23 protein-coding genes are annotated in these 22,922 nt (G+C 56.9%); 10 read left to right on the forward strand and 13 right to left on the reverse strand.

Annotation, left to right across the window (positions count from 1 at the left end):
* Positions 1-135 precede the first annotated feature (135 nt).
* The 5 genes from ACR0FG_RS18800 to ACR0FG_RS18820 form a co-directional block, all read right to left on the reverse strand.
* Complete coding sequence (locus ACR0FG_RS18800; RefSeq protein ID WP_480894700.1) at positions 136-453, reverse strand: hypothetical protein; 318 nt, start codon at positions 451-453, stop codon at positions 136-138.
* 235 nt (positions 454-688) lie between these two features.
* Positions 689-901, reverse strand: a complete 213-nt coding sequence (locus tag ACR0FG_RS18805; protein ID WP_480894701.1) for a hypothetical protein — start codon at positions 899-901, stop codon at positions 689-691.
* Entirely contained in the window at positions 898-1,284 is a 387-nt protein-coding gene (locus ACR0FG_RS18810; protein ID WP_480894703.1) for a hypothetical protein, read from the reverse strand. The genes ACR0FG_RS18805 and ACR0FG_RS18810 overlap by 4 nt, the downstream gene beginning before the upstream one ends.
* The gene (locus tag ACR0FG_RS18815; RefSeq protein ID WP_480894705.1) at positions 1,281-1,754 is read right to left on the reverse strand and encodes a hypothetical protein; all 474 of its coding nucleotides are present in this window, start codon (positions 1,752-1,754) and stop codon (positions 1,281-1,283) included. Before ACR0FG_RS18815 ends, ACR0FG_RS18810 begins: the two co-directional genes overlap by 4 nt.
* A gap of 2 nt (positions 1,755-1,756) precedes the next feature.
* On the reverse strand, positions 1,757-2,251 hold the full coding sequence (locus ACR0FG_RS18820; protein ID WP_480894707.1) for a hypothetical protein: 495 nt from the start codon (positions 2,249-2,251) through the stop codon (positions 1,757-1,759).
* 406 nt (positions 2,252-2,657) lie between these two features.
* On the opposite strand from ACR0FG_RS18820, the gene ACR0FG_RS18825 reads away from it, so the two are divergent.
* Positions 2,658-3,101 carry a hypothetical protein gene (locus ACR0FG_RS18825; protein WP_480894709.1) on the forward strand — a complete coding sequence of 148 codons (444 nt, stop codon included), beginning with the start codon at positions 2,658-2,660 and terminating at the stop codon, positions 3,099-3,101.
* A gap of 62 nt (positions 3,102-3,163) precedes the next feature.
* Positions 3,164-3,886, forward strand: coding sequence for a hypothetical protein (locus ACR0FG_RS18830; protein WP_480894711.1), 723 nt, complete (start codon positions 3,164-3,166; stop codon positions 3,884-3,886).
* Positions 3,887-4,181: 295 nt separating this feature from the next.
* Here ACR0FG_RS18830 and ACR0FG_RS18835 read toward each other — a convergent pair whose 3' ends face one another.
* The gene (locus ACR0FG_RS18835; RefSeq protein ID WP_480894712.1) at positions 4,182-4,820 is read right to left on the reverse strand and encodes a LuxR C-terminal-related transcriptional regulator; all 639 of its coding nucleotides are present in this window, start codon (positions 4,818-4,820) and stop codon (positions 4,182-4,184) included.
* 215 nt (positions 4,821-5,035) lie between these two features.
* Here ACR0FG_RS18835 and ACR0FG_RS18840 point away from each other — a divergent pair, with 215 nt between their 5' ends.
* From ACR0FG_RS18840 to ACR0FG_RS18865, 6 genes are read left to right on the forward strand one after another with little or no spacing between them, the layout of a single operon-like run.
* The gene (locus ACR0FG_RS18840) at positions 5,036-6,277 is read left to right on the forward strand and encodes a pyridoxal-phosphate-dependent aminotransferase family protein (RefSeq protein WP_480894714.1); all 1,242 of its coding nucleotides are present in this window, start codon (positions 5,036-5,038) and stop codon (positions 6,275-6,277) included.
* A gap of 16 nt (positions 6,278-6,293) precedes the next feature.
* Positions 6,294-7,490: a malate--CoA ligase subunit beta gene (locus tag ACR0FG_RS18845; RefSeq protein ID WP_480894716.1), complete on the forward strand. Its 1,197-nt coding sequence runs from the start codon at positions 6,294-6,296 to the stop codon at positions 7,488-7,490.
* The gene (sucD, locus tag ACR0FG_RS18850; protein WP_170773545.1) at positions 7,490-8,380 is read left to right on the forward strand and encodes a succinate--CoA ligase subunit alpha; all 891 of its coding nucleotides are present in this window, start codon (positions 7,490-7,492) and stop codon (positions 8,378-8,380) included. The genes ACR0FG_RS18845 and sucD overlap by 1 nt, the downstream gene beginning before the upstream one ends.
* Positions 8,380-9,351, forward strand: coding sequence for a 2-hydroxyacid dehydrogenase (locus tag ACR0FG_RS18855; RefSeq protein WP_480894786.1), 972 nt, complete (start codon positions 8,380-8,382; stop codon positions 9,349-9,351). The genes sucD and ACR0FG_RS18855 overlap by 1 nt, the downstream gene beginning before the upstream one ends.
* Before the next feature lie 26 nt (positions 9,352-9,377).
* Complete coding sequence (locus tag ACR0FG_RS18860; protein ID WP_480894718.1) at positions 9,378-10,355, forward strand: HpcH/HpaI aldolase/citrate lyase family protein; 978 nt, start codon at positions 9,378-9,380, stop codon at positions 10,353-10,355.
* Between the two features lie 7 nt (positions 10,356-10,362).
* Positions 10,363-11,649 carry a glycerate kinase type-2 family protein gene (locus tag ACR0FG_RS18865; RefSeq protein WP_480894720.1) on the forward strand — a complete coding sequence of 429 codons (1,287 nt, stop codon included), beginning with the start codon at positions 10,363-10,365 and terminating at the stop codon, positions 11,647-11,649.
* Positions 11,650-11,670: 21 nt separating this feature from the next.
* On the opposite strand, the gene ACR0FG_RS18870 is transcribed toward ACR0FG_RS18865, so the two are convergent.
* A complete protein-coding gene (locus tag ACR0FG_RS18870) occupies positions 11,671-12,318 on the reverse strand; it encodes a glutathione S-transferase (protein WP_480894722.1) in 648 nt (215 codons plus the stop codon).
* Positions 12,319-12,443: 125 nt separating this feature from the next.
* Here ACR0FG_RS18870 and ACR0FG_RS18875 point away from each other — a divergent pair, with 125 nt between their 5' ends.
* Positions 12,444-14,960 (forward strand): cation:proton antiporter, encoded by a 2,517-nt coding sequence (locus ACR0FG_RS18875; protein WP_480894724.1) that lies wholly within the window; start codon positions 12,444-12,446, stop codon positions 14,958-14,960.
* A gap of 39 nt (positions 14,961-14,999) precedes the next feature.
* On the opposite strand, the gene ACR0FG_RS18880 is transcribed toward ACR0FG_RS18875, so the two are convergent.
* From ACR0FG_RS18880 to ACR0FG_RS18905, 6 genes are all read right to left on the reverse strand, one after another.
* The gene (locus ACR0FG_RS18880) at positions 15,000-17,057 is read right to left on the reverse strand and encodes an adenylate/guanylate cyclase domain-containing protein (protein WP_480894726.1); all 2,058 of its coding nucleotides are present in this window, start codon (positions 17,055-17,057) and stop codon (positions 15,000-15,002) included.
* Between the two features lie 100 nt (positions 17,058-17,157).
* Positions 17,158-18,621, reverse strand: a complete 1,464-nt coding sequence (locus tag ACR0FG_RS18885) for an aldehyde dehydrogenase (RefSeq protein WP_480894727.1) — start codon at positions 18,619-18,621, stop codon at positions 17,158-17,160.
* 14 nt (positions 18,622-18,635) lie between these two features.
* Positions 18,636-19,673, reverse strand: a complete 1,038-nt coding sequence (locus tag ACR0FG_RS18890; protein ID WP_170716058.1) for an LLM class flavin-dependent oxidoreductase — start codon at positions 19,671-19,673, stop codon at positions 18,636-18,638.
* 6 nt (positions 19,674-19,679) lie between these two features.
* Positions 19,680-20,615, reverse strand: coding sequence for a flavin reductase family protein (locus ACR0FG_RS18895; RefSeq protein ID WP_480894730.1), 936 nt, complete (start codon positions 20,613-20,615; stop codon positions 19,680-19,682).
* Positions 20,609-21,439, reverse strand: a complete 831-nt coding sequence (locus ACR0FG_RS18900) for an alpha/beta fold hydrolase (RefSeq protein ID WP_480894732.1) — start codon at positions 21,437-21,439, stop codon at positions 20,609-20,611. The genes ACR0FG_RS18895 and ACR0FG_RS18900 overlap by 7 nt, the downstream gene beginning before the upstream one ends.
* The gene (locus ACR0FG_RS18905) at positions 21,411-22,013 is read right to left on the reverse strand and encodes an amino acid synthesis family protein (protein WP_480894734.1); all 603 of its coding nucleotides are present in this window, start codon (positions 22,011-22,013) and stop codon (positions 21,411-21,413) included. Before ACR0FG_RS18905 ends, ACR0FG_RS18900 begins: the two co-directional genes overlap by 29 nt.
* 103 nt (positions 22,014-22,116) lie before the next feature.
* Here ACR0FG_RS18905 and ACR0FG_RS18910 point away from each other — a divergent pair, with 103 nt between their 5' ends.
* Complete coding sequence (locus ACR0FG_RS18910; protein ID WP_480894736.1) at positions 22,117-22,809, forward strand: GntR family transcriptional regulator; 693 nt, start codon at positions 22,117-22,119, stop codon at positions 22,807-22,809.
* Positions 22,810-22,922: the final 113 nt, after the last annotated feature.

Genomic DNA, 22,922 nt, shown 5'->3' on the forward strand with positions numbered 1-22,922 from the left:
CAAATCCGCCGCATAATCAATCCAACCAGATGCGCCAGATCCTCTCTTAGCTCAGGCCGACATCTGTCCCAAAATCCCTGACGACGGACAGTGGATGCTCGCGCCAACGGCCAAGATCATCGATTTCGACTCGAATCAGTTTGCCCGATGGGTCGAAACGATGGCGCTCAGCAGGGTCCAAAAGCGATTGTTTGGCGTCCAGTTGGAAACCGGTTCACCTCCATGCTCCGTCCGTCCGCCAGTGCACCACTGACGTTTACCCGGAGGTCGATAGTAGCCAGAGTCCTGCATGATCTCGGACATATCGTCACCAATGATGGCTTCAATCCGGGTGGCAACGCTTGTCGGTACTTTGTACGCGCCACGTCCTTTGTCGGCGTCTTGTGCAAGGGTGTTCGCCCGGATCAGGCGCGCACATTCGCGCCGAAGCTTTGTACGTTCGACATAGTTCATTTTCAGTTTCTCATTTGCGTGGGTTGCATTAGGTGCCCCCGGCATCCCGATAATGCCGGGGGCGGCGTAGTGCGGCAGTAGGAGCAGCTACCGCACCTCGGGGAATTCGGCTTCTAGCTGGGCGCTAATGGCCCGTTCGATAGTGCCAACGTTTTCACGGAATTCTCCGTAGGAGTCATGGGCAAGCCTATGTGCATTCCAAAGACTCAACCGCCTATAGAAGCGAGCGCTGGCCCTACGCAGTGCGCTGTCGGGCGGCAAGGATCGTTTCGATTTCTGCTTGCAACCTACGTTCTTCATCAAGCTTATCCTTCTTTGACATGTTCAACCTTATCGCCTCAGCCTGCCGCCATTTTTCGTCGCGAAGAAGTTTTCGCTCTTCCTGTTCGGCTGTGAGTTTTGGAGGAATCGGTCCACCGGCGAAAAGGGAATGTTCAGCAGGAATCATCGACCACGCCTCGTTTTCAACGCGCGTGCCTGTTCGCGGTCCGCAGCAGCATGCAGGCGTCGTGTTCGCCGCTCTGCTTCGGACATAGTGCAGGTTGGCTGTTCGGGCGTGACTTCCGGTCGCGGCGTTTCTGCGATAGTCGTTTCTTTCGGCGTCGGCTCCTGATCGTCCTGCCAGATGCCCCGTTTAGTCAATTCAGCGACAACCCCTTGGTCGATTGGGGCTTCTGGAAACCGGCTCAGAACTTCTACAAATTGGCGATCAGATATTGCTACGCCGCGAAGCATGATCGCTTCCCACCCATGATCGACTGCCGTGAACTGTGTCCACGGGTTGCCGCCGAATTGATCGATTTCGATACAGAGTTTATTGAGGTCGGTCATTTAATCAGCCCCCACTCGCGCCCCTTTGCAATGCGCTCACTGGGTGACAACGTAAGCAGCCTGCGCAGCAATGTAGCCTCGTCCGCCACACTGGTAGGTTCTGCCGCTGGTGCTGCACCAGTCATTCCCAGTTCGCGTGCGCGGGTCATCTTTTCCGAGGGGGAGAGTCGGCTCAACTCGGCAAGCGCATCTTCTTCACCGGCTTCAAGACTGGCGCGAAGTTCGTTCTTACGGACTTGTTCCTGCACAGCCTTAAGCTGCTTGATCTCATCCAAATAGTTGGCGGAAAGCCCCCCATCTGTGAGAACTGCCAATCGCGCCGAAGGTATTGCAACGACGTCTTCGCGGGACAGTTCAACGCCCAGCAGTTTGGCGGCGTCTCCCATGATCTTGTCTGACACAACGTCCCATCTGGCTTTCAATTTGTCGTCTGCGGCCACAATGGCCCTGAACTGTTCACCGTTATCCATCTTTATGCGGCATCCTTCTCTTCAAAGTTCATATTTTCGTAGCGGGCATTGGTGATTGCGTATGGAACAGCCCATTGTTCGAACGCTGGCAACGCTTCGGCATCGCCCAGCACGGTCCATCTCAATACCGGGTCCGTCAGGATCAATTTCAGGCGCAAGCCCTCAAGGTGCTCAAAGAGCACTGAAGACTGCACAGACGATGCCAGCGCATTGGTGAACGCCACGCGCGCCGCAAACAGACGTTCAACCTGTTCACCCTTCAACCAGCCTTCGAGACGGCGTGCACGTGGTACGGCATTATCGCCCGTCCAAAGCTGTGCGCCGTCGTCCTGAGCCAACTCAAAGAGCGCTGGAACGTGCTGCCGTTCCTTCGGTTTGATTGTCGGCAAAACGTCCACCAGACGATACCGACGCGCACCATTTTGTCCGTGGGAATATTCGAGTCCACGCACTCGGGTAGTGATAGTGTTTTGAGACCGCCCGAGTGCATTGACCATGTCGGATTGACATACAGTCAGCACTTGTTAACCTACTCACAAATATAGATTATTTTCTTCCGGCATTTCTGCCTTTGTAGTAAATTTGTACTCGATTTTTGCCGTTTTGTCAAAAATCGGTGAAAAAACGGGTCACGATTTTGGGGGTACAGAAAAGGCCCGCTAACGCGGGCCAATCGCCTAGCAATCGGCCAAAACGGGTCACTGACAAATCACTGTACTGCGGAGTGGTCAGACTACCCAGTCACTTGCAAGTCTTGACCAGTGACCTCGTCTAAGCTCAAATCGAACGTAGGCGAGCGATTTCGTTGCACGGGGATCGCCTCGAATTCAACATTGCGGCAGGACAAATAGTAACTTGCCAGATCGTATTGAGTTCTCGTGATAGGTTTTGAAGGAGTGACTCGTGGAATTAGCGCAATTACTTTACTCACTTTTGGCCACCGGTGCAGGTCTTGCGTCAGCGGGCGCGGTCAGCGAATTCGGGAAGAGTGCTGGTAAGATGGCATTCAGTGCCTTGAAGGACCGATTAGCAAAGGTGCACGGGATCAAATCCCTTCCTCTCCTTGAAGAGGCGGAGGCTAAACCAGAGTTTAAGTCGGCCATCCTTTCCGAGCTACAATCATCAGAAATTTCATCTGATATTGAACTACTGAAACTGGTTGAAGAACTGCGTGAAGCCATATTGAGCCTGCCAGAAAGCGATCAAGATAGCTACGCCGTCGACGTGAAGACAATTCGCTCGGGTGGCTCTATAGTCTTCGACACTGTTGAGGGAGTAAAATCTCGACTCATAGGCGCCACAGATGACATCACATTCAAGAACATTACCTCGCCACCGGGAAAGTAGCAGAACCTGCAGGTACGGCCTCTACTGCAGCGGATTTTTCTGGCCGGTTCCAATCGGGAACAATGCACTTTCACCTTTCCCAGTCTGGCGAAAAAGCGGAAGTTTCATCTCGTGACTCTACCGAGCGGCCTAACGGCTCAGTTCAATTAGGCGCCTCAGAGGACGACGGGAAAATTCGCGTTGGTAGTTTTCTCTTAATCGATCCGGACCTCAAATTACCTTACGGAAATATAGACTGGGCCAAGCATACGGGGGCGATCTTGAACTTGGCAATGAGCCAACAAGATGGCGAAACCAAGCGTCGAATTCTCGAACTGCTTTCACATACCTCACCGGAATTCATATCCACACTTCTTGAAGGGCGCAGTTTTTCAGTAAAATCCGATGACAGTATTTTTGCTCCCTTGAAAGATCTCCAAGGGCTCGGAATTCTAGATTGCGCAGAATCTTTCCATTCTCTGGACCCCGTGGAAAAATTCATTCTTCCTGTTTCCTTTCTTCTTACATCTGCGTTTCTCTTTCTCACGATGAATGATGTGGAGGACGTCGCGCTAACAATCGAAGTGTTTTTCGTCATTCTGTTGGTTATGGCGGCGGCATTTTTCCCAAGCTTACTTTTAGGTGCTGTTCTAGTATTGGCACTAAATGTCGGTCGCAGCTTGATTGGTATTGAAGAGCCGGGAGAGACGATCTTCACTTACTCCTTAAAGGAAGACGGCCGCAAATTTATTCAAGAGGAATTCTATCCAGTGATTGCAAAGTACATCAGGGATGAGCGGATTTGATGGTCAGTGCTCTTCCTGCAAAAATTGTACGTTGAAACTGCGTTCAATTCGTGCAAGTCAAGAGCGTGCAATCAGTGCAAGATTGCACTGAATTGCGTAGGTTCTACATATGTTTACGGACTGTTCTGTGCATGTTGGTCAAAAAAACCCCATATTATTAAGGTAAACCCTTGTCTTCGGGAGGCAGGGGTCGGAGGTTCGAATCCTCTCACTCCGACCAGATTCTCGTTTAATAAACTGGTATCTGGCGCCGAATACGCATTGCGAACAAGTCAGTGCTGTTTGGGAATTCCGGTCATGTATCTGAATAACCCTGAGCTTTAGACGAATAAAAATATGCAATTGCCTGCGCCCGGTTCCTGACCGAGAGTTTTTCATAGATGTTCGACAGGTGGAACTTCACGGTATTGGCCGAGATTTGGAGTTCTTTCGACAACTCACGATTAGACAGACCTTTGGCCAACGCCTCAAGGATCGCAAGTTCCTTGCCCGAGAGTGTTTGCAACGGGTTCTGCTGCATTTTGCGCACGTCGATGAATGGAAAGACCATCTTGCCTTTCGCCACATCGACGCAGGTTTCCAGAAGACCTTCGACCTCGCCCGAGCGCGGCGCGAACCCGGCAGCCCCGGCCTGCATGGCCTGTCGCGGCACATCTCCGGCCTCATCCCCGTAAACCACAAAGCGCGGCGCGTTGGCCTGTTCGCGCAAAACCTCGATCAGCTTGGCCGCGCCCAAAGCAGGCAGCTCCCACGACACAATCCCGACCGCTACCGGCACCCGCATCACCGCGCCCAGAAACCCCTCGGCAGTGGCCGAGGTCGCCACCAAAGAGAATCGCGGGTCGCGTTCAAAAATCTCAGACATGGCCGACAGCACCAACGGATTGTTGTTCGCCAGCATGACATCAATGGGGCGCTGAGATTTGTCGGACATTGTTTTCCTGCCTATTTTTACCGCAACCCACCCAATCGGGTAGGTGGAATTACGGTATACATCTGTATATTTACCCATATGGGTAGGTAATTCCCCATCCATATAGATATCCCAAAGCAGTAGTAAGTTACGTTGCGCGATGGCGCAAGTTTCGGTTTTCCTCTGCGTCAACGCGACCGACGGGGCGTCAGGCCCCGGACGCTTAGGAGGAACACATGACTTTTCAGATTTACCCCACGCTCGAAATCCCCGAGACACTGGCCGCAGGCCCCGGACCGGGCAACACTGATGCACGCGTTCTGCAGGCTTTTGCCAGCGCTGGCGTTGCCGATCACATGCAAGGCGACGTTCTACGCGGCATGATCGAATGCAAGCACATGCTGCGTCAGATCTGGGGCACAACCAACACCTATACTTTCGCGGTCGCCGGTACCGGTTGGAGCGGTCTGGACACCATGTTCTCGGCCGTGATGCCTGGTGACAAGGTGGTGGCGTTTACCAACGGCACCTTCTCGGGCATCGACGCGTTGACCCTGCGGATCAAGGCGGCGACGCCCGCTGAACACGCAGCAAACCCTCTGGACCCGCAAGCCGCCAGTGTGACCGTGATCGAAGTTCCCCATGGTCAGCCCGTCACCGGCGAGATGGTTGATGAGGTTCTGGCCCAGCACAAACCCAAATGGGCCTTCATGGCGCATTGGGAAACCGGCTCGGGCCGGGTGAACGACATTCAAGGGTTTTCGGATGCGTGCGAGCGCAACGGGGCGATGGGTCTGATCGACGCAGTATCGTCGCTGGGTGTCTCGGATTTCCGCATTGATGACTATCCGGGCGTCGCCGGTTGGGCCTCGTGTCCGCAAAAGGGTCTGTGCTGCCTGCCCCTGACCTATGCACCAGTCAGCTTCACCGACGCCTATATCGACGCGCTGAAAACCACTGGTGCCTACACCTACGTCCACAACCCGATCTTTGAGGCCCGCCACTGGGGCATCGTCGATGGTCAGGACGTGGAGAAAGGCACCTATCACCGCACCCATTCGGGCTATGCTGTCGCGGCCTTCCATGAATCGCTGCGCCTGACCCTGCAGGAAGGGCTGGCCAAGCGCGCGCATTCTTACAAAACACACGAGGCCGTGCTGCGCGACGCTGTCACCGCCATGGGCTGCGAAGTGACCTCGGACATGCCCAGCCTTGTGGTCCTGAACCTGCCCGCAGAATTGGCAGGCCGCGAGATGGAGCTGGTGCAGAACTGCCGCGCCCGTGGCTTTGGCATCTGGCCGACGCTCAGCGCGCCGGTTCAGGTTCGCATCGGCATCCTGAACCAGCTAAACCACCAGTCCATTAGCCGCATCGTGAAACTATTCGCCGAGGCGATCCGCGAAATGGGCGGTGCGGTCGATTTCGAAGCCATCGAAGCGCTGCTGGAAAGCCGCTACGGCACATCTATCGCTGCATAAACGGGAGGGAATGCAGATGGATATCCACGAATATCAGGCGAAAGAGCTTCTTTCGAAGTTCGGCGTCGAGGTCCCTTCGGGGGCCTTGGCTTACAGCCCCGAGCAGGCAGCCTATCGCGCACGCGAACTGGGCGGCGACAAATGGATCGTCAAGGCTCAGGTTCATGCCGGTGGGCGCGGCAAGGCGGGCGGTGTCAAGCTGTGCAACTCGGAAAACGAGATTCACGAAGCGTGTGATGAGATGTTCGGCCGCAAGTTGGTGACGCATCAGACCGGGCCCGAGGGCAAGGGCATCTACCGCGTTTATGTCGAATCCGCCGTGCCGATTGATCGTGAGATCTATCTGGGTTTCGTGCTGGACCGCTCGAGCCAGCGGGTGATGATCGTGGCCTCGTCGGAAGGCGGGATGGAGATCGAAGAGATTTCCGCAGAACGCCCTGACAGCATCGTGCGCTCGACTGTCGAGCCCGCTGTTGGCCTGCAAGAGTTTCAGGCGCGCGAGATCGCATTCAAGCTGGGGCTTGAGCCGAAGCTGACCCAGCATATGGTCCGCACCTTGCAGGGCTGCTATGCCGCGTTCAGCGAGTTGGACGCCACCATGGTCGAGATCAATCCGCTGGTCATCACCGGCGACGACCGGGTGCTGGCGCTGGATGCGAAGATGAGCTTTGACGACAACGCTTTGTTCCGTCATCCGCAAATCTCGGAACTGCGCGACAAAAGCCAGGAAGACCCGCGCGAAAGCCGGGCGGCGGATCGCGGTCTGTCCTATGTCGGTCTGGACGGCAATATCGGCTGTATCGTGAACGGGGCCGGTCTGGCCATGGCCACGATGGACACGATCAAGCTGGCCGGGGGGGAGCCTGCGAACTTTCTGGATATTGGCGGTGGCGCATCGCCCGAGCGGGTGGCCAAGGCGTTTCGTCTGGTTCTGTCGGACGACAATGTTCAGGCGGTTCTGGTCAACATCTTCGCGGGCATCAACCGCTGTGACTGGGTCGCCGAGGGCGTCGTACAGGCGCTGCGCGAGTTGGAACTGGATATCCCGGTGATCGTGCGACTGGCAGGCACAAATGTCGAGGAAGGTCAGAAAATCCTGGCCAAATCCGGCCTGCCGATCATCCGCGCCACAACCCTGATGGAAGCCGCCGAACGCGCCGTGGGCGCATGGCGCAATGACCTGAACCAAAACACCAAGATGAGGGCCGTGTAATGAGCATTCTTCTGGACCGCGATAGCCGCGTTATTGTTCAGGGCATCACCGGACGTATGGCGCGCCTGCACACCAAGGATATGGTGCAGTACGGCACCAATGTCGTAGGCGGTGTTGTCCCCGGCAAGGGTGGTGAAACCGTCGAAGGCGTACCGGTCTTTGACACCGTGAAACAGGCGGTCGAGGCCACCGGGGCCGATGCCAGCCTTGTTTTTGTGCCGCCCCCGTTTGCGGCAGATTCGATCATGGAAGCTGCTGATGCCGGAATCCGCTATTGCGTCTGCATCACCGACGGCATCCCGGCGCAGGACATGATCCGCGTGAAACGCTACATGTACCGCTATCCCAAGGACAAGCGCATGGTGCTGACCGGCCCAAACTGCGCAGGAACCATCAGCCCCGGCAAGGCGCTGTTAGGGATCATGCCAGGTCACATCTACCTGCCGGGCAATGTGGGCATCATTGGGCGCTCGGGCACGCTGGGGTATGAGGCTGCAGCACAGTTGAAAGAACGTGGCATCGGTGTTTCGACCAGCGTCGGCATCGGCGGCGACCCGATCAACGGCTCGTCCTTCCGCGATATCCTTGAGCGGTTCGAACAGGACGAAGACACCGAGGTCATCGCCATGATCGGCGAGATCGGCGGCCCTCAGGAAGCCGAAGCTGCGGAATATATCCGCGATCACATCACCAAGCCCGTCGTGGCCTATGTCGCGGGCCTGACCGCGCCCAAGGGTCGGACCATGGGTCATGCCGGAGCCATCATCTCGGCCTTTGGCGAAAGCGCCAGCGAGAAGGTCGAAATCCTGTCGGCAGCGGGCGTGACCGTGGCCGAAAACCCGGCGGTGATTGGCGAAACCATCGCCCGCGTCATGGGAAAGGCTGCGTGATGGTCAAACCTTCGGTCCTAGTCACCCGTCGCTGGCCTGCCGCCGTCGAGGCGCAACTGGCCGAGAACTATAACAGCGTGCTGAATACCGGGGACATTCCGATGTCCCCGGGCGAGATCCGCGAGGCGTTGAAAAAATACGACGCGGTCCTGCCCACTGTGACCGATACGCTCAGCGCCGAGGCCCTGGACGTGCCGGCCGCGCAAACCAAAATCCTTGCCAACTACGGCGTTGGCTACAGCCATATCTGTGAGCCGTCTGCCCGAGATCTGGGCATGACCGTCACCAATACACCGGATGTTCTGTCCGAATGTACCGCCGATCTTGCCATGACGCTGTTGCTGATAGCCGCCCGACGGGCGGGCGAAGGTGAGCGCGAGCTGCGCGCGGGCGGCTGGACCGGCTGGCGCCCGACCCATCTGGTGGGCACAAAGGTCAGCGGCAAGACGTTGGGTATCATCGGCTTTGGACGCATCGGTCAGGAAATGGCCCGCCGTGCCCATCACGGGTTCGGCATGAAAATCTTAGTCCAAAACCGCAGCGCCGTTTCGCCCGACGTACTGAAGCAGTTCAACGCAACCCAGGTGGAGACGGTGGACGATCTGCTGCCGCAATGTGATTTCGTCTCTCTGCACTGCCCCGGCGGGGCCGCGAACCGGCATCTGATCAACGGGCGCAGGCTGGACCTGATGAAACCCGACGCGTTCCTGATCAACACCGCACGCGGTGAGGTGGTGGATGAACACGCTTTGGTACAGTCGCTGATGTTCGACACGATCGGTGGGGCCGCACTGGATGTTTTTGATGGTGAACCGCGCATCAGCCCCGACCTGCTGCAATGCGACAATCTGGTGATGCTGCCGCATCTGGGCAGCGCCACAAAGGAATCGCGCGAGGCCATGGGCTTTCGCGTGCTGGACAATCTGGGCGACTTTTTCGCAGGCCGCCCACCCCGTGACCGCGTGATCTGACGCACCTTCTTCAAAGGACCAAACTCATGAGCTTTTATGCCATTGAACAGGCCCCAGCGCGCCTGAACCGCAGTGAACTCGCCGTACCGGGCAGCCAGCCCGGCATGTTCGAGAAAGCCGCCAAATCGGATGTGGACGTGATCTTCCTCGACCTCGAAGACGCGGTAGCGCCGGACGAAAAAGAGCAGGCCCGCAAGAACATCATTCAGGCCCTGAACGATATCGACTGGGGTACCAAGACCATGTCGGTGCGCATCAACGGGCTGGACACGCATTACATGTATCGCGACGTGGTTGATGTGGTCGAACAGGCAGGCGAACGGCTGGACCTGATCATGATCCCCAAGGTCGGCACGGCTGCGGATGTCTATGCCGTCGACATGATGGTGACCCAGATCGAAGACGCGATGGGCTACAAGAAGCGTATCGGATTTGAACACATCATCGAGACCGCCCTGGGTATGCAGAATGTCAGCGAGATCGCGGCCGCCTCAAAACGCAATGAAAGCCTGCATTTCGGCGTTGCCGACTATGCGGCCTCGACTCGCGCGCGCACCACGATCATCGGTGGCGTGAACCCGGACTACTCGGTTCTGACCGACCCGGATGGCGACGCGGCCCGCGCGACCCACTGGGGCGATATGTGGCACTATGCGCTGGCCCGTATGGTCGTTGCTGCCCGCGCCAATGGCCTGCGCCCGATTGACGGCCCGTTTGGGGATTTCCAGGATCCCGAGGGCTATAAGGCCGCCGCCAAACGCGCCGCAGTGCTGGGCTGCGAGGGCAAATGGGCCATCCATCCGAGTCAGATTGCGCTTGCGAACGAGGTCATGTCGCCCGCCGACGCTGAAGTCACCAAAGCGCAACGCATTCTGGAAGCTATGGCCGAAGCCGAAGCCGCCGGAAAAGGTGCGGTTTCGCTGGATGGGCGCTTGATCGACTATGCCTCGATTCGTCAAGCAGAAGTAATGGTTGAAAAGGCACGTCAAATCGCGGCAGCTTGACCGCATCATGACTGTACAATCGCACATTGCGCTACGCGATAGCGCCGCCGCCATATTTGCCGAAGCCGTTGCAGCGGCGGATCCAGCTGTTTCTCTGCGCAAGCGGTTGCAGTCAACCCCTTTGCCTTCGCCAAAACCCGGCGGGCGCAGCATCCTGATCGCAATCGGGAAAGCCGCGCCCGCCATGATGGCAGAGGCCTTGCAACACGTTCAGGGCGATCATGTCGCTCTGGCCGTGACACATTCCGGGAATGAAACGGATGTGCCCGGTTCGAAAGTCCTTACCAGCGCCCATCCCGTCCCGGACGAACGCGGGCTGATGGCGGGTCAACAGGTGATCGCGTTGCTTAGTGCGGCGCAAAAGCATGATCAGATCATCGCCCTGATTTCCGGCGGAGGCTCGGCCTTGGTTCCCGCCCCCGTCGACGGGCTGACACTGACCGACAAAATTGCGGTTAACGAGGTTTTGCTGTCATCCGGGCTGGACATCGTGCGAATGAACCTTGTCCGCCAGAACCTGAGCCAGCTTAAGGGCGGGGGATTTTTGCGCCATGGCGCACCTGCCCCGATCACTGCCTATATCCTGTCGGACGTCATCGGCGATGATCTGCGCGCGGTTGCCAGCGGGCCAACCGCCGCACCCATCGGAAGCCGCGCAGACGCCCACAGGCTCTGCATCGAGGCCGGGATCTGGGATCAACTGCCGTTCTCTGTCCGCGCACATTTTGAGCAGAGCCTTCCTGAACAGCCCATTGTGACCGAGGCGACCAACCATCTGATCGGGTCGAACGGTATCAGCCTGAAGGCTGCACATCGCCGCGCAGCCGATATTTGCGAGGCACAAATCGTGTCCAACGCTCTAATCGGCGACGTATCCGACGCTGCAGAGCAGATTTTACAAGCGGCCCGTTCTGTACGAACCGACCAGGCAACCGCCCTGCTTTTCGGCGGCGAGACGACGGTCAGGCTGCAGGGCACGGGCCGCGGCGGGCGCAATCAGGAACTGGCGTTGCGCGTCGCTCAGCTTGCGCAGAAAAACGACATACCCGGAAACTGGGTATTTCTCAGCGGCGGCACGGATGGCCGCGACGGACCGACACCCGCAGCAGGCGCGATTGTGGACGCAGGGACGATTGACCGTATCCGCAATGCGGGTCACGACCCTGACGCCCTGTTGGCAAATAATGACAGCTACAGGGCATTGGAACTGTCAGGCGACCTGCTGATGACAGGCGCGACCGGGACCAATGTAGCGGATATTCAGGTGCTGTTGCTGGGTTTTGGCGCCAGATAGCGCGCGCCGCACCAGTAGCCATCAGTAAGACGCTTGCGCGCCAAACCAGACCGGCGCGTCGCCCGCTGACCATGGGGCATATTTCTTCATGATCGATGTAAACGGTTTGCTTTCCAAAAAGCGATCCAGCCAGGTGATCAGATTGGGCCAGTCCTGCCTGTCAAACCACGCGCGATCGATATGGGCGAACTGACGAACAAATGGCAACAATGCCAGATCCGCCAGCGTTGGCCGATCATCAAAAAGCCAACCCTGACCGGCAAGTCGCTGGTCAAGTTCGACCAGATACCGGGCTGCTTTCTCGCGCTCGGCCAGATTGTCGATTTCAGGATAGCGCGAGGCATATTTGGTGTGATCCAGGGCCAGCTTGAAGGGACCGTCATTGACGGCAATCAGATCCCATCCCTCTTTCGGCATGTCCAAAAGTCGTTGCGGATCGTTTTGTTCAAGAGCCCAGACCATGATGTCCAGACTTTCATCCAGTACCTGATCCTTGAGACGCAGCGCCGGAACGGTCGCCGAGGCCGAGGTTTGCAGGAATGCAGGCGGCTTGTCCCGCAGCAGAATTTCGCGCAGCTCGACCTTTATTCCGGCGCTCAGCACAGCCAGGCGGGCGCGCATGGCGTAAGGGCAACGGCGAAAGGACCAGAGGATCGGGTGCTGTGTCATATTCGAAGCTATCCAGAATTTCCCCCGGATGGTCAAACATTCACCATGACATCACCCGGCCTTCACAGTGCCGAACATAGATCAAATGTTTGCGGCTGAGGTCAAAATAGGGCTACCAAGACGACATGGAAATTTGGGTCATTATCACTTTTATTGCCGTATTGTTTTTTCTGATCGGCATGGCCGAGCCTTTGGCCGCCAAGCTGCGCCTGCCCTATACCGCAATCATCGCCATGTTCGGCATCCTTATCGGGCTGGCTGCCAGTTTCTTTCTGCGTACCGATCTGACCGATGCGCTGAACCCGGTGGCCGAGATGATCCTCGCGCTGCCGATCCGTTCGGATATATTTATTTACGTTTTCCTGCCGACCCTGTTGTTTCAGGCTACGATTGGAATGGACCTTAGACAGATGATCGGTGACGCCGTGCCGATCGTCGTTCTGGCGGTGATTGCGGTTGTCGTTGCAACCGGGATTGTGGGCTATGCGTTGCACGGAACAAGCGGCTTGCCATTGACGGCTTGCCTGCTAATCGGCGCGATTGTGTCCACCACCGATCCTTCGGCGGTTGTCAGCATCTTCCGCTCGATTGCCGCCCCGCAGCGTCTGACGCGGATCATTGAAGGTGAAAGCCTACTGAACGACGCCGCCGCAATCGCTCTGTTCGGACTTTTCCTGGGCTTCGTCATGATCGGCATTCCGAACCCATCCATGGGCGAGGCGCTTTCCAGTTTTCCCCTGTTGATTCTGGGAGGCGCGGCCTGCGGATGGGCTGCAAGCCGTATTGCCGTCGGGGTCATGAGCTTGTTCCCGGAATTCATCCTTGCCCAATTGTCGATATCGGTCGCCCTGCCCTATCTGGCCTTTATTGTGTCCGAACAGTTTCTGAGCGCGTCCGGGGTCATCGCGGTGGTCTCGGCGGGTCTTTCACTGCACCTGACGGCCCCCGGGCGTCTGTCCCCACAGGCCTGGGAAAAGCTGCGCGAATCCTGGGACTTGCTGGCGCATTGGGCCGGGGCGATGATCTTTGTGCTTGCCGCTCTGTTCATCCCTCGGCTGTTGCAGGAAATTAGACTCAGCGACTTTGGCCTGATCCTGGTGGTCATACTCGCCGCCATTGTCGCACGTGCCCTGATCCTGTTTTTGCTGATGCCAGCGCTGACGGGGCTGCGATTGTCTCCTTCTATCGATCGCAACTTTCGTCTGGCGATACTCTGGGGTGGCCTACGCGGGGCACTGACATTGGCTCTGGCTCTGGCGGTGACGGAAAACCCGATGATCCCGCACGAGATCAAGCGTCTGGTCGGCATTCTGGCCACGGGATTCACTTTGTTCACCCTGATCGTACAGGGTACGACACTTCGCTGGGTGATCAGCAAGCTTGGATTGGACAAGCTGTCTCCTTTCGACAATGCCCTGTCACAGCAGGCCGTTGCAGTTGCGCTGCAGACCGTGCGTGAAGAGGTTGCCGAGGTCACACAGAACTACCGGCTCAACCACGAAACGGTCCGATCCGAAGCCAAACAGTTTGGCAGCAGGCTGGATGAGGCGGTGCGAGCCGCCGAGGAAACCACTAACATGCTGGATAAGGACCGGGTTAAACTGGGCCTTGTCTCTCTGGCGGCAGCGGAACGGGAACTGGCCCTAGGCCAGATGCGCGAACGCCTTGTTTCCATCCGCGTAGCGGAACGTCTTATCGCCAATGCGGATACTTTGATCGAAGCGGTACGCGCCAGAGGCCGCTCGGGATACCGAAACGCGGCACGTAAGATGCTTTCTTATGGGCTGGGGTTCCGTATGGCGCTTGCGCTTCACAACCGTCTTCGCGTGTCACGACCACTGGGCAGGCTGACGGCAGATCGGTTCGAATATATGCTGTCGCAACGTGTCATTTTGGAAGACCTCGAAGCCTTTGTCGACGGTCGGATTCGCCGAATTCACGGTCGCAGGGTTGCCCAGTTGTTGCACGCAACAGTCGCGCGGCGGGCAAGCGCGTTGGATGCGTCACTGGAAGGGTTACGTCTGCAATATCCCGGCTATGCGGAAAAACTCGAACGCCTGTTCATCCGGCGTGCCGCTTTGCGTTTCGAAGAAAGAGAGTATCGAACCCTGCACGAAGACGGCTTGATCGGCACCGAAGTTCTAACCGCATTGCTTCAGGATCTGCTCGAGCGGCGCGCCGCACTGGATAGCCGACCGGGGCTGGACGTCGCAGTGCAGCGGGCTGAGTTGATCCGTCGTCTGCCTTTCTTCAAAGCGCTTGGTCGGCGTGATCACAGAAGGCTGCAGCGCAGCCTCAAGACCGCATATGTGAATGCAGGCGACAAAGTTCATACCGTTTCCGCAACAGGAAAAAGCGTCATATTCATCGCATCCGGAGCGATTGAATTGACCCGCGCCGGACGCAGGTCACGACTGGGCCGTGGCGATATGTTCGGCCATGTAACCTTGCTGAACCCCGAAGTTCGCCCGGCTCAGGCGCGCGCAATTGCGCCGTCCATTTTGCTGGAGCTTCGCGAAAAAGCGTTCCGCAAACTGCTGGATCGCAGTGATGCCCTTCGCGATGTTGTCCGCTCAAACATGAACGAACAGAAACTTGCCTTACCACCGACCGTGAAACCCGAAGTTGACGCCGGAAGCTGATGGTTTTCTAAAGTTTGATGGCAGGCTTCAGCAAACCGGCTATTTGGTATCCGCAACCGCAACGCCCATCCAATCATCCGGTGGTGGAGTTTTTTGATAAGCAATTGCCCGGTCTTTCATGAGTTGCGAGGCCGGATCGCCGCCCTTTTCCACATCGGCCGCCGCAAAGGTCAAAGACGCTTCGCTGAACTGCCTGTTACGATAGAGGGCAAGACCTTGTTCATACAGGTCGATCCACTTGGGGCGACCGTCGATGTCGTCGGTCATGGCAATCAGCTCAAAGATCTCAAGCCCTCCTGCGCGACCAAACACAGCAAGCGTATCCAACTCGCGCACGACAATCGTGTCGCCTGCAGCGCGGCGCGTTTCCGGTCCGATCAAAATCGCAGTATCATAGGATTTGTTCGCGCCTTCCAGACGGCTTGCCACGTTCACGACGTCGCCTATCGCGGTATAGTTCAGCCGTTGCTCTGAGCCGATATTACCAACCAACGCCTCACCGCTGTTCAAACCAATCCGAACACGCAAAGGCGCGCCCATATCGTCCTTGATCCCGGCCCGTTTGACCGCCGCAACAAGATCCAGCGCTGCGCAACATGCGTTTTCTGCATGGTTTGCATCCTGGCGAGGGGCACCCCAAAAGGCCATCACCGCGTCGCCCATGAACTTGTCGATGGTGCCGTCGTGACGCGTGATCGCGGTAGACGCTGCGTCAAAAAACGGCTCCATAAGTTCCACGATCTGCGGACCCAGCCGTTCGGACAACCCGGTGAAACCAGCAACGTCGCAAAACAAAACCGAAATCTGCTTAATGTCACCACCAGGGCGCGTATTAATGCCCTCGGATACAAGGACCCGGACAAGATCGGTGGGCACATATTTGCGGAATGCGGACAGACCAGCAGCCATGTTCGCCGTTGCCGCAGACAGGTTGGCAAGTTCTGACAATCTGGACGGGCGGCTTGAGATCTGTTCGATGTCAAAGCGTTCAACCTTGTTCAAATCATCGACGATCTCGGCCAACGGCGTCGAGACGACCCGTCTTACCAGCCAAATCGCCAGTCCGATTGCCGCGATCACCACCCCGAGCAGTATGTAGATCAACCTCAACAACGCTTTGTCGATCCCCGACAAAAAGGCGGATTCCGGAATGACTGTCGCAACCCGCCAACCATAAAATCCCAGGGGCGTCAGCGCGACGGCATATGGCACACCATCATTGACAACCCGGGTTGTCGAATTCATCGCCGCACGGGCGTCGGTCCGCGACAAGAGCTGCTCACCAGACATTTTGGCGACCTCATAAAGGTCGCCTTCGCCCATCCGTGCCGGTGTCACCTCATCCGCATTTGGATCGGGGGCGGCGATCACCTTACCATCGGCATCAAGGATAAACGCCGCGCCAAACTCACCGGGGCGCAATGTTCCAAGAAAACGCGACAGCCGTTCGGTTTCGATGACCACGGCCAATACGCCTTGCCTGCGGCGGCTGACATCGACCGGCCCGGCAAATGCATATACGGTTTTATCGCTGCCCGGCAGGTCCCGGGCTTCGATCCAGTCCGGCGTGTTGCGGCCAATTGAATTTCCAAACCAAGCGTGATCGCGCGGATCGTAGGTTGTCTCGACAAAGTTTCGCTCTTCGAACTGAATATCCCCGGGGATAAAGATATAGCGATCAGTGCGCAGCATCCGGTCGCGGATATTCTTGTCGATCTCAATCATCTCAAGCCCGCCGTCCCCCAGTCGATGGGCTGCAAAAAAGTTCCCGTCGGGCCATCCGAACATTATCCATGAGATATTGGGCTGCGCCTGCAGCTGGGATAGAAACACAAATTCCCGCTTGTCCGCCTGCCGCGTCTCGATGACGTTCTGAACGAAAATCGTGCGCACGGCGGCCCAGGCCGCTTCGGCGGACCGCAGCGTCAGCCCTACTTCGATCCGAACGGTATTGGCGATTTGGCTGTTGATCTCAGCCGCAAGCATCCGGCTGTTTTCCCGGGCAGTCGTCCACCACAATGAATGCACGATGAATGTCGATACCCCGATCGACAATGCGACGAGCATGGTCACTGCGATCCCTACGCTGACACGCATTGTAGCTCCCTAATGGCATGTGCCCGAGCCACGAGAATAGTCGGCCTGTTGCGGAAACAAAATCACATTGTCTCTATCAGGTTGAAACCTTGTGCAGCAGCTACCGCATGACGAACGGGTCAGGTATGGGTTCGTCGCTGGTGCGCAGCCAGACTGATTTGACCTTCGTATAGTCCAGCGCTGCCTGTATCCCGCCTTCACGCCCGTGGCCTGACAGGCCATGTCCGCCGAACGGAGCGATAGGGCTGACCGCGCGGTAGGTATTGACCCAGACGATACCCGCCCGAATAGCCCTGATCATGCGATGCGCGCGTGTCAGATCCCGAGTAAACAAGCCAGAGGCCAGCCCAAACTTGGTGTCATTTGCAATCGCGACGGCCTCGGCTTCGGTCTCAAACGAAACTGCCGAAAGAACAGGTCCGAAAAACTCGTGGGTCAGGCTGTCAGCTGTGGGCGCATCTGAACAATCGAGAATGGTAGGCGGAAAATAGAACCCGTCGCGGCCAACGGGCTGTCCACCCGTGATCAGACGCGCGCCCTGCGCCACCGAGCGATCAACCAGATCAACCGCGATATCCCGCTGGCGTCGCGTGCAAAGCGGACCGATTTCGGTTTTTATGTCATCAGGTGCACCGATCACAATCGCTTCGGCCTTTTCTTTCAAGCGGTCCAGAAACGCGTCCTTTATCGATGCCTGAACAACCAAACGCGATCCGGCGACACAGCTTTGACCCGTCGCAGCAAAAATACCCGAGACTTGAGCGTTCACAGCACTTTCAATATCCGCGTCTTCAAAAACGATGAACGGAGATTTTCCGCCCAACTCAAGCGAAGTAGACGCCAGATTTTCGGCCGAGTTCCGAACGACGTATCGGGCGGTTTCGGGTCCGCCCGTAAATGCCACATGAGCGATTTTCGGGTGACTTGTCAGCGCGGCACCAACCTCGGGACCGCCAGTGATGACGTTGAGAACACCTTGGGGAAAGCCTGCCTGATCGAATATCCGTGCGAATTCCAACATTGGAGCGGGGCCATCTTCGGACGCTTTCAATACAACCGTGCACCCGGCAGCCAGGGCCGGTCCGATTTTAACTGCCGAAAGGAAAAGTTGCGAGTTCCAGGGTACGACAGCGGCCACTACTCCAATGGGTTCACGACGCAGCCAGACCTCCATATCCGGTTTGTCGATCGGCAAATGCGCGCCTTCGATCTTGTCGGCAAGCCCTGCATAATAGCGATAGTATTCGGCGACATAGGCAATCTGGGCAGATGTCTCGCGGATGATCTTGCCAGTGTCGCGGGTTTCCAGCTCGGCCAATCGCCCAGCGTTTTCTGCAACCAGATTAGCCAGCCGATGAAGAAGCTTGCCACGCGCTGTTGCTGTCATCCCCGCCCAGCCAGAGGAAAAAAACGCAGCCTCTGCGGCTTCAACAGCCTGATCGACCTCAGCCACGCTTGCTGCCGGCATCTTGGCCCAAGCCTTGCCCAACGCCGGATCAATGCTGTCGAACTGCGCGGAACCGTCCGAGAACGCGCCGCCGATATACTGCTGAAACTGCTGCACTTTCCAACAACCCCTTACTGAAACGCTGGCATGACGTCTTTGATGAACCGCTCCAGCGATGCCTTCTTGCGTTCGAAGGGCATACTGGAATCAATCCAGAACGAGTATTCGTCGTATCCCAGCGCCTCGCTTTTCCGGATGCGATCAATGACAGTGGCTGCTGTCCCGATCACAAGATCACGCTCCATATTTTCAGGAGTATAGAACGGATGTGATGCGATATCTTCATCGCTGAGCGGATCGATCAAGCCCTGACTGATCTCACGCTTATTCATGAACCAGGCGCCAAAATAGCAATAGAACCGATTAAGCTCGATTGCGGCCTTCTTCACGTCGGCCTCGTCCTCGGCGACATATGTATGGCGCAACAGCATGATCCTGGGCCGGGCAATTTCAGGGAATTTCGCGCAGGCATCATTGAATTTGGACATCAGGCTTTCGACCTCATCGTCCCCGTTCCAAAGCGGTGTCACCTGAACGTTGCAACCATTTTGCACAGCAAACTCATGACTGTTAGGATCACGTGCTGCAACCCAGATAGGCGGTCCCTCAGTTTGTATTGGTAAAGGCGACGACGTGGTCTTGGGGAACTGGTAGAACTCTCCCTCATGTGCGTAGTCGCCCCGCCACAGGTTTTGTACCGCAGGCACAAGCTCGCGCATACGCTGACCGGCTTCCCATGCGTCCATGCCGGGCATCAACCGCTCGTACTCAAAGCTATAGGCCCCACGTGCAATACCCAGATCCAGCCGCCCATCGGTGATAATGTCTGTCATCGCCGCCTCACCTGCAAGACGGATCGGATGCCAGAACGGAGCGATAATCGTTCCGGTCCCCAACCGGACATGTTTTGTCTGACGCGCTATGTCGATCAGGTTCAGGAACGGATTGGGTGAAATGGTGAAATTCATCCCATGATGCTCACCCGTCCATACCGCGTGCATTCCGCCATCGTCCGCAATTTGGCAGAGCTGCACGAATTCGTCATACAACTGTTTCTGGTCCTGCTCCGGTGAGATCCGTTCCATATGCGCAAAAAGTGAGAATTTCATCGTGACTTATCCCCCGGAGTTAAGCGGTTTGACCTGACCGCTCACCTCATTGCCATAATACACCCCAAAGTTTCCGATCCGGCTTTCCGCCGCGAACCGCTCCAGCATCGTGCAGATGGCCGGGTCTGCGATATCCATCAGCGTGGTCTCACTGATCTCGGTGAACACACCTTTCGCCGGATCTCCGCCACTAGCCTGACATAGAAACGAAATGTGTTGATGCTTGCGCGCTTCGTCCTGATAGACCGAATAGACAAAACCAGGCTCAGCCTGCACTCCGCTGGCGTGGATCAGACGGGTCAGTGCGGCATTGGTCCCGTCGCTCAGGTCATCTGTTGTTGGGATTGTCAGGTGTCCTGAATCATCGCCCAGCAAAAGCACCTGGCCGTCTCGTTCGATCAAAGCCGACACAACCATATCGGTGCGCCTGTTGAGCGCTTCGGCCTCAGCCGCCGGTGTAACATAGGCCCCGCGTACATATCCCAGACCGGGATTTATGTTGTGATCAAAAGCCTTGACCTCGCCGATTAGGATCAGATGATCCCCGGCATCAACGGTTTTGAACATATCGCAATCGAACCAGGATGACACGCCGACCAGAATGGGTGAGCCATTCGGACCGGGCTGCCAGTCGACCGTAGCGAACCGATCGTCAACGGGTCGGGCAAAGGTGTTGGACACTTCTATCTGCGTCTCGGACAGAACGTTGATGGCAAACTTCGCAGTATTCGCAAAGGTAGCGTAGTTACTGGAAGAATTTGCTAGGCACACCAGAACAAGTGGCGGCTCAAGCGAGACTGAGGCAAAGGAATTTGCCGTAAACCCAAGCGGATTGCTGTCCTGATCCTGCACCGTCACAACCGTGACGCCGGTCATGTAGGTGCCAAATGCGTTTCGCAAAGCTCGTGGATTACTTAGCATTTTAGGATCGAATTCTAACATGTGCGACCATCCGCTTCCGCTGGAGTGTTCAACCATTTCAACAAGGCTGCATTAACCACATCCGGGGCAGTCAGATTGACCATGTGGCGATGCCGATCGATTATGATTGCAGTACCTTGCAAGGCTTCATCAGCCATTGCACGCGCCATTGCCGGGGTCGAGTTCGGATCATCCCCTCCGGTCAGTGCCAATAGCGGGCAGGCAATGGTGCGGAACATGTCCGCGTAGATCGCGTCACCCCGCGCAAAGGCACCATAAGCGGTGGCATACCCATCAATATTCACCGCAGAAAGCCATGCAGCGACATCCGCGCGCGCAGCGCGTTCGGCAGGCGAGTCTCCGAACCAGCGTTGCAGCGGGGTTTCCAGATCGAATGTGCCCCCCGAGATCTGCTTCGCCCGCTTTATAACGGATTGCCTTGCGGCCTCATCCCGGCGGAAGACACCGTTCAAAAGCGCCACCCGCTCGACCCGGTCGGGATAACATGCGGTGAAACCTCCGGCGATCAAAGCACCCATGGAGTGACCTGCAAGGCTGATGTGCTCCAGATTCTGGGCGTCCAGCACCGCCAGCAACCAGTCGAGAAATACCGGCAAGTCAGAGCCAGATGGGATCTGATCACTATCGCCATGACCCGGCAAATCCAATGCAATAACGTGATGCGACTTTGACAAAGCTTTGATCTGCGGGCCCCAGGCCGCCGATTGCATACCGACCCCGTGTATCAAAATAACCGAAGGGCTTTTGCCCTTGTTGGCAAGCCCTGCCTCGCGCAAAGCGGCTTTGCCAAAAGGCTCAGACAGCTGCAGGATTGTCGACGTCATGACCCAATTCCCTGAGGTCTTGATACCGATCACCGATCCTATGATGCGGACGCCCCCCGATAGATGCACCAAGCGCAATCATGATTTCATCGGGTGCTGGCGCGTCTGCAATCTGCAGTTGGATCGTCAGATAGTGGCTGCGCCGTCCGCCATCGTTCTTGTCCATCAACGGAATTTGCATCGCGGCATTGGCAGGTCCGCGTATGTTGGTGAAAGCCAGATACGACTTGGCGCCAACTGCTTCGCGATAGAAATTTCCGAAACGCAACGTGTGGATCAGGGCCGAGCCATGCTCGACTTCTCCGTTCACGCCGACAACCGCCGCCTTGCCGTAACCCTCGACCTTGTCGCCACCGCCCGCAGCGTCAAGGATCATATCGGTCAGCAGACTGCCCAAACCAGGTGCACATTCATGAATCTCAGGCTTCAGATCCTCTACAAACCCACGTCCGGCCCAAGGGTTTTGGATCACTGCAACAGCAGCAATCATCTTCAGAGGTCGCTCTGCTACCTTTCCCCCTTCGATCAGAGTGTTTTCGACCTGAAGTAGCGTTTTGCGAATTTCAGCGGGCATGTTCGTGTTCCTTACGATTCGCTATATCGTACGATGGTATACCATATGATTATATGTCAACCATACCTTGTACACGCTCCGCCGAACAGATAGCATCGCCCCCATGAGCGCACCCAAACTTGCAAGAATTGACCAGCCACCTGCGACTCTGCGCGATCTAGTTCAGGATCGAATGCGAGACGCAATCATCGAGGGTGTTTTTGAACCCGGTCAAAGGCTTGTCGAACGCCCGCTTTGCGACCAGCTCGGCGTTAGCAGAACCGTCATTCGCGAAACGATCCGATATCTCGAAGCCGAAGGTCTGGTCGATATCCTTCCCGGACGCGGTCCCATAGTCGCAACCATGAGCCGCAACGACGCTCGGCAAATCTATGACATACGCCGAGTGCTTGAAACATCGGCGGCCGAAAACTGTGCGCTCAGGATCACGCCCCAATGCGCCCGATCGCTAAAGAATGCTTTGAAGCGTCTGAAGCAGGGATTTCATGACAAAACGCCAGGCACCTTGTTTCGAACAACCGCAGATTTCTATTCCGAGATATTCGAAGGCGCAGGACATCAAATCGCATGGGATGTCGTCCAACGCCTTAATGGTCGGATATCCCGGTTGCGGATGATGACGCTGTCCACCACTGAGCGCAAACGCCCCGGCATCGAACACATGGAACGGATTTGCGCGGCAGTAGTGTCTGGTGATCCGATCGCGGCCCGCGCCGCTGTCGAGGATCATCTGGACGACACAACCGCAATAGCAGACCGATTGCTGGCTGCGGAAGAGGCAAACACCGATAACTAAGTGATTTGGCCTTCATCCTGGGATTCGCGCTAACGCCAATCCGAACTCTAGTAAATCAGTTCTGCCAAAACAGGCGCCTCTTGAACCAGTGCATCCGCATCCGCGCCGGCCGT

The sequence above is a fragment of the Ruegeria sp. E1 genome (assembly GCF_056534225.1).

Coding starts and splice junctions, on each gene's coding strand:
- ACR0FG_RS18880 (WP_480894726.1), bottom strand. CDS start 17,057: ATGCGTGTCAGCGTAGGGATCGCAGTGACCATGCTCGTCGCATTGTCG.
- ACR0FG_RS18860 (WP_480894718.1), top strand. CDS start 9,378: ATGAGCTTTTATGCCATTGAACAGGCCCCAGCGCGCCTGAACCGCAGT.
- ACR0FG_RS18870 (WP_480894722.1), bottom strand. CDS start 12,318: ATGACACAGCACCCGATCCTCTGGTCCTTTCGCCGTTGCCCTTACGCC.
- ACR0FG_RS18800 (WP_480894700.1), bottom strand. CDS start 453: ATGAACTATGTCGAACGTACAAAGCTTCGGCGCGAATGTGCGCGCCTG.
- ACR0FG_RS18845 (WP_480894716.1), top strand. CDS start 6,294: ATGGATATCCACGAATATCAGGCGAAAGAGCTTCTTTCGAAGTTCGGC.
- ACR0FG_RS18865 (WP_480894720.1), top strand. CDS start 10,363: ATGACTGTACAATCGCACATTGCGCTACGCGATAGCGCCGCCGCCATA.
- ACR0FG_RS18875 (WP_480894724.1), top strand. CDS start 12,444: ATGGAAATTTGGGTCATTATCACTTTTATTGCCGTATTGTTTTTTCTG.
- ACR0FG_RS18855 (WP_480894786.1), top strand. CDS start 8,380: ATGGTCAAACCTTCGGTCCTAGTCACCCGTCGCTGGCCTGCCGCCGTC.
- ACR0FG_RS18835 (WP_480894712.1), bottom strand. CDS start 4,820: ATGTCCGACAAATCTCAGCGCCCCATTGATGTCATGCTGGCGAACAAC.
- ACR0FG_RS18810 (WP_480894703.1), bottom strand. CDS start 1,284: ATGACCGACCTCAATAAACTCTGTATCGAAATCGATCAATTCGGCGGC.
- ACR0FG_RS18805 (WP_480894701.1), bottom strand. CDS start 901: ATGATTCCTGCTGAACATTCCCTTTTCGCCGGTGGACCGATTCCTCCA.
- ACR0FG_RS18910 (WP_480894736.1), top strand. CDS start 22,117: ATGAGCGCACCCAAACTTGCAAGAATTGACCAGCCACCTGCGACTCTG.
- ACR0FG_RS18815 (WP_480894705.1), bottom strand. CDS start 1,754: ATGGATAACGGTGAACAGTTCAGGGCCATTGTGGCCGCAGACGACAAA.
- ACR0FG_RS18890 (WP_170716058.1), bottom strand. CDS start 19,673: ATGAAATTCTCACTTTTTGCGCATATGGAACGGATCTCACCGGAGCAG.
- ACR0FG_RS18895 (WP_480894730.1), bottom strand. CDS start 20,615: ATGTTAGAATTCGATCCTAAAATGCTAAGTAATCCACGAGCTTTGCGA.
- ACR0FG_RS18840 (WP_480894714.1), top strand. CDS start 5,036: ATGACTTTTCAGATTTACCCCACGCTCGAAATCCCCGAGACACTGGCC.
- ACR0FG_RS18900 (WP_480894732.1), bottom strand. CDS start 21,439: ATGACGTCGACAATCCTGCAGCTGTCTGAGCCTTTTGGCAAAGCCGCT.
- ACR0FG_RS18830 (WP_480894711.1), top strand. CDS start 3,164: ATGCACTTTCACCTTTCCCAGTCTGGCGAAAAAGCGGAAGTTTCATCT.
- ACR0FG_RS18905 (WP_480894734.1), bottom strand. CDS start 22,013: ATGCCCGCTGAAATTCGCAAAACGCTACTTCAGGTCGAAAACACTCTG.
- ACR0FG_RS18820 (WP_480894707.1), bottom strand. CDS start 2,251: ATGGTCAATGCACTCGGGCGGTCTCAAAACACTATCACTACCCGAGTG.
- sucD (WP_170773545.1), top strand. CDS start 7,490: ATGAGCATTCTTCTGGACCGCGATAGCCGCGTTATTGTTCAGGGCATC.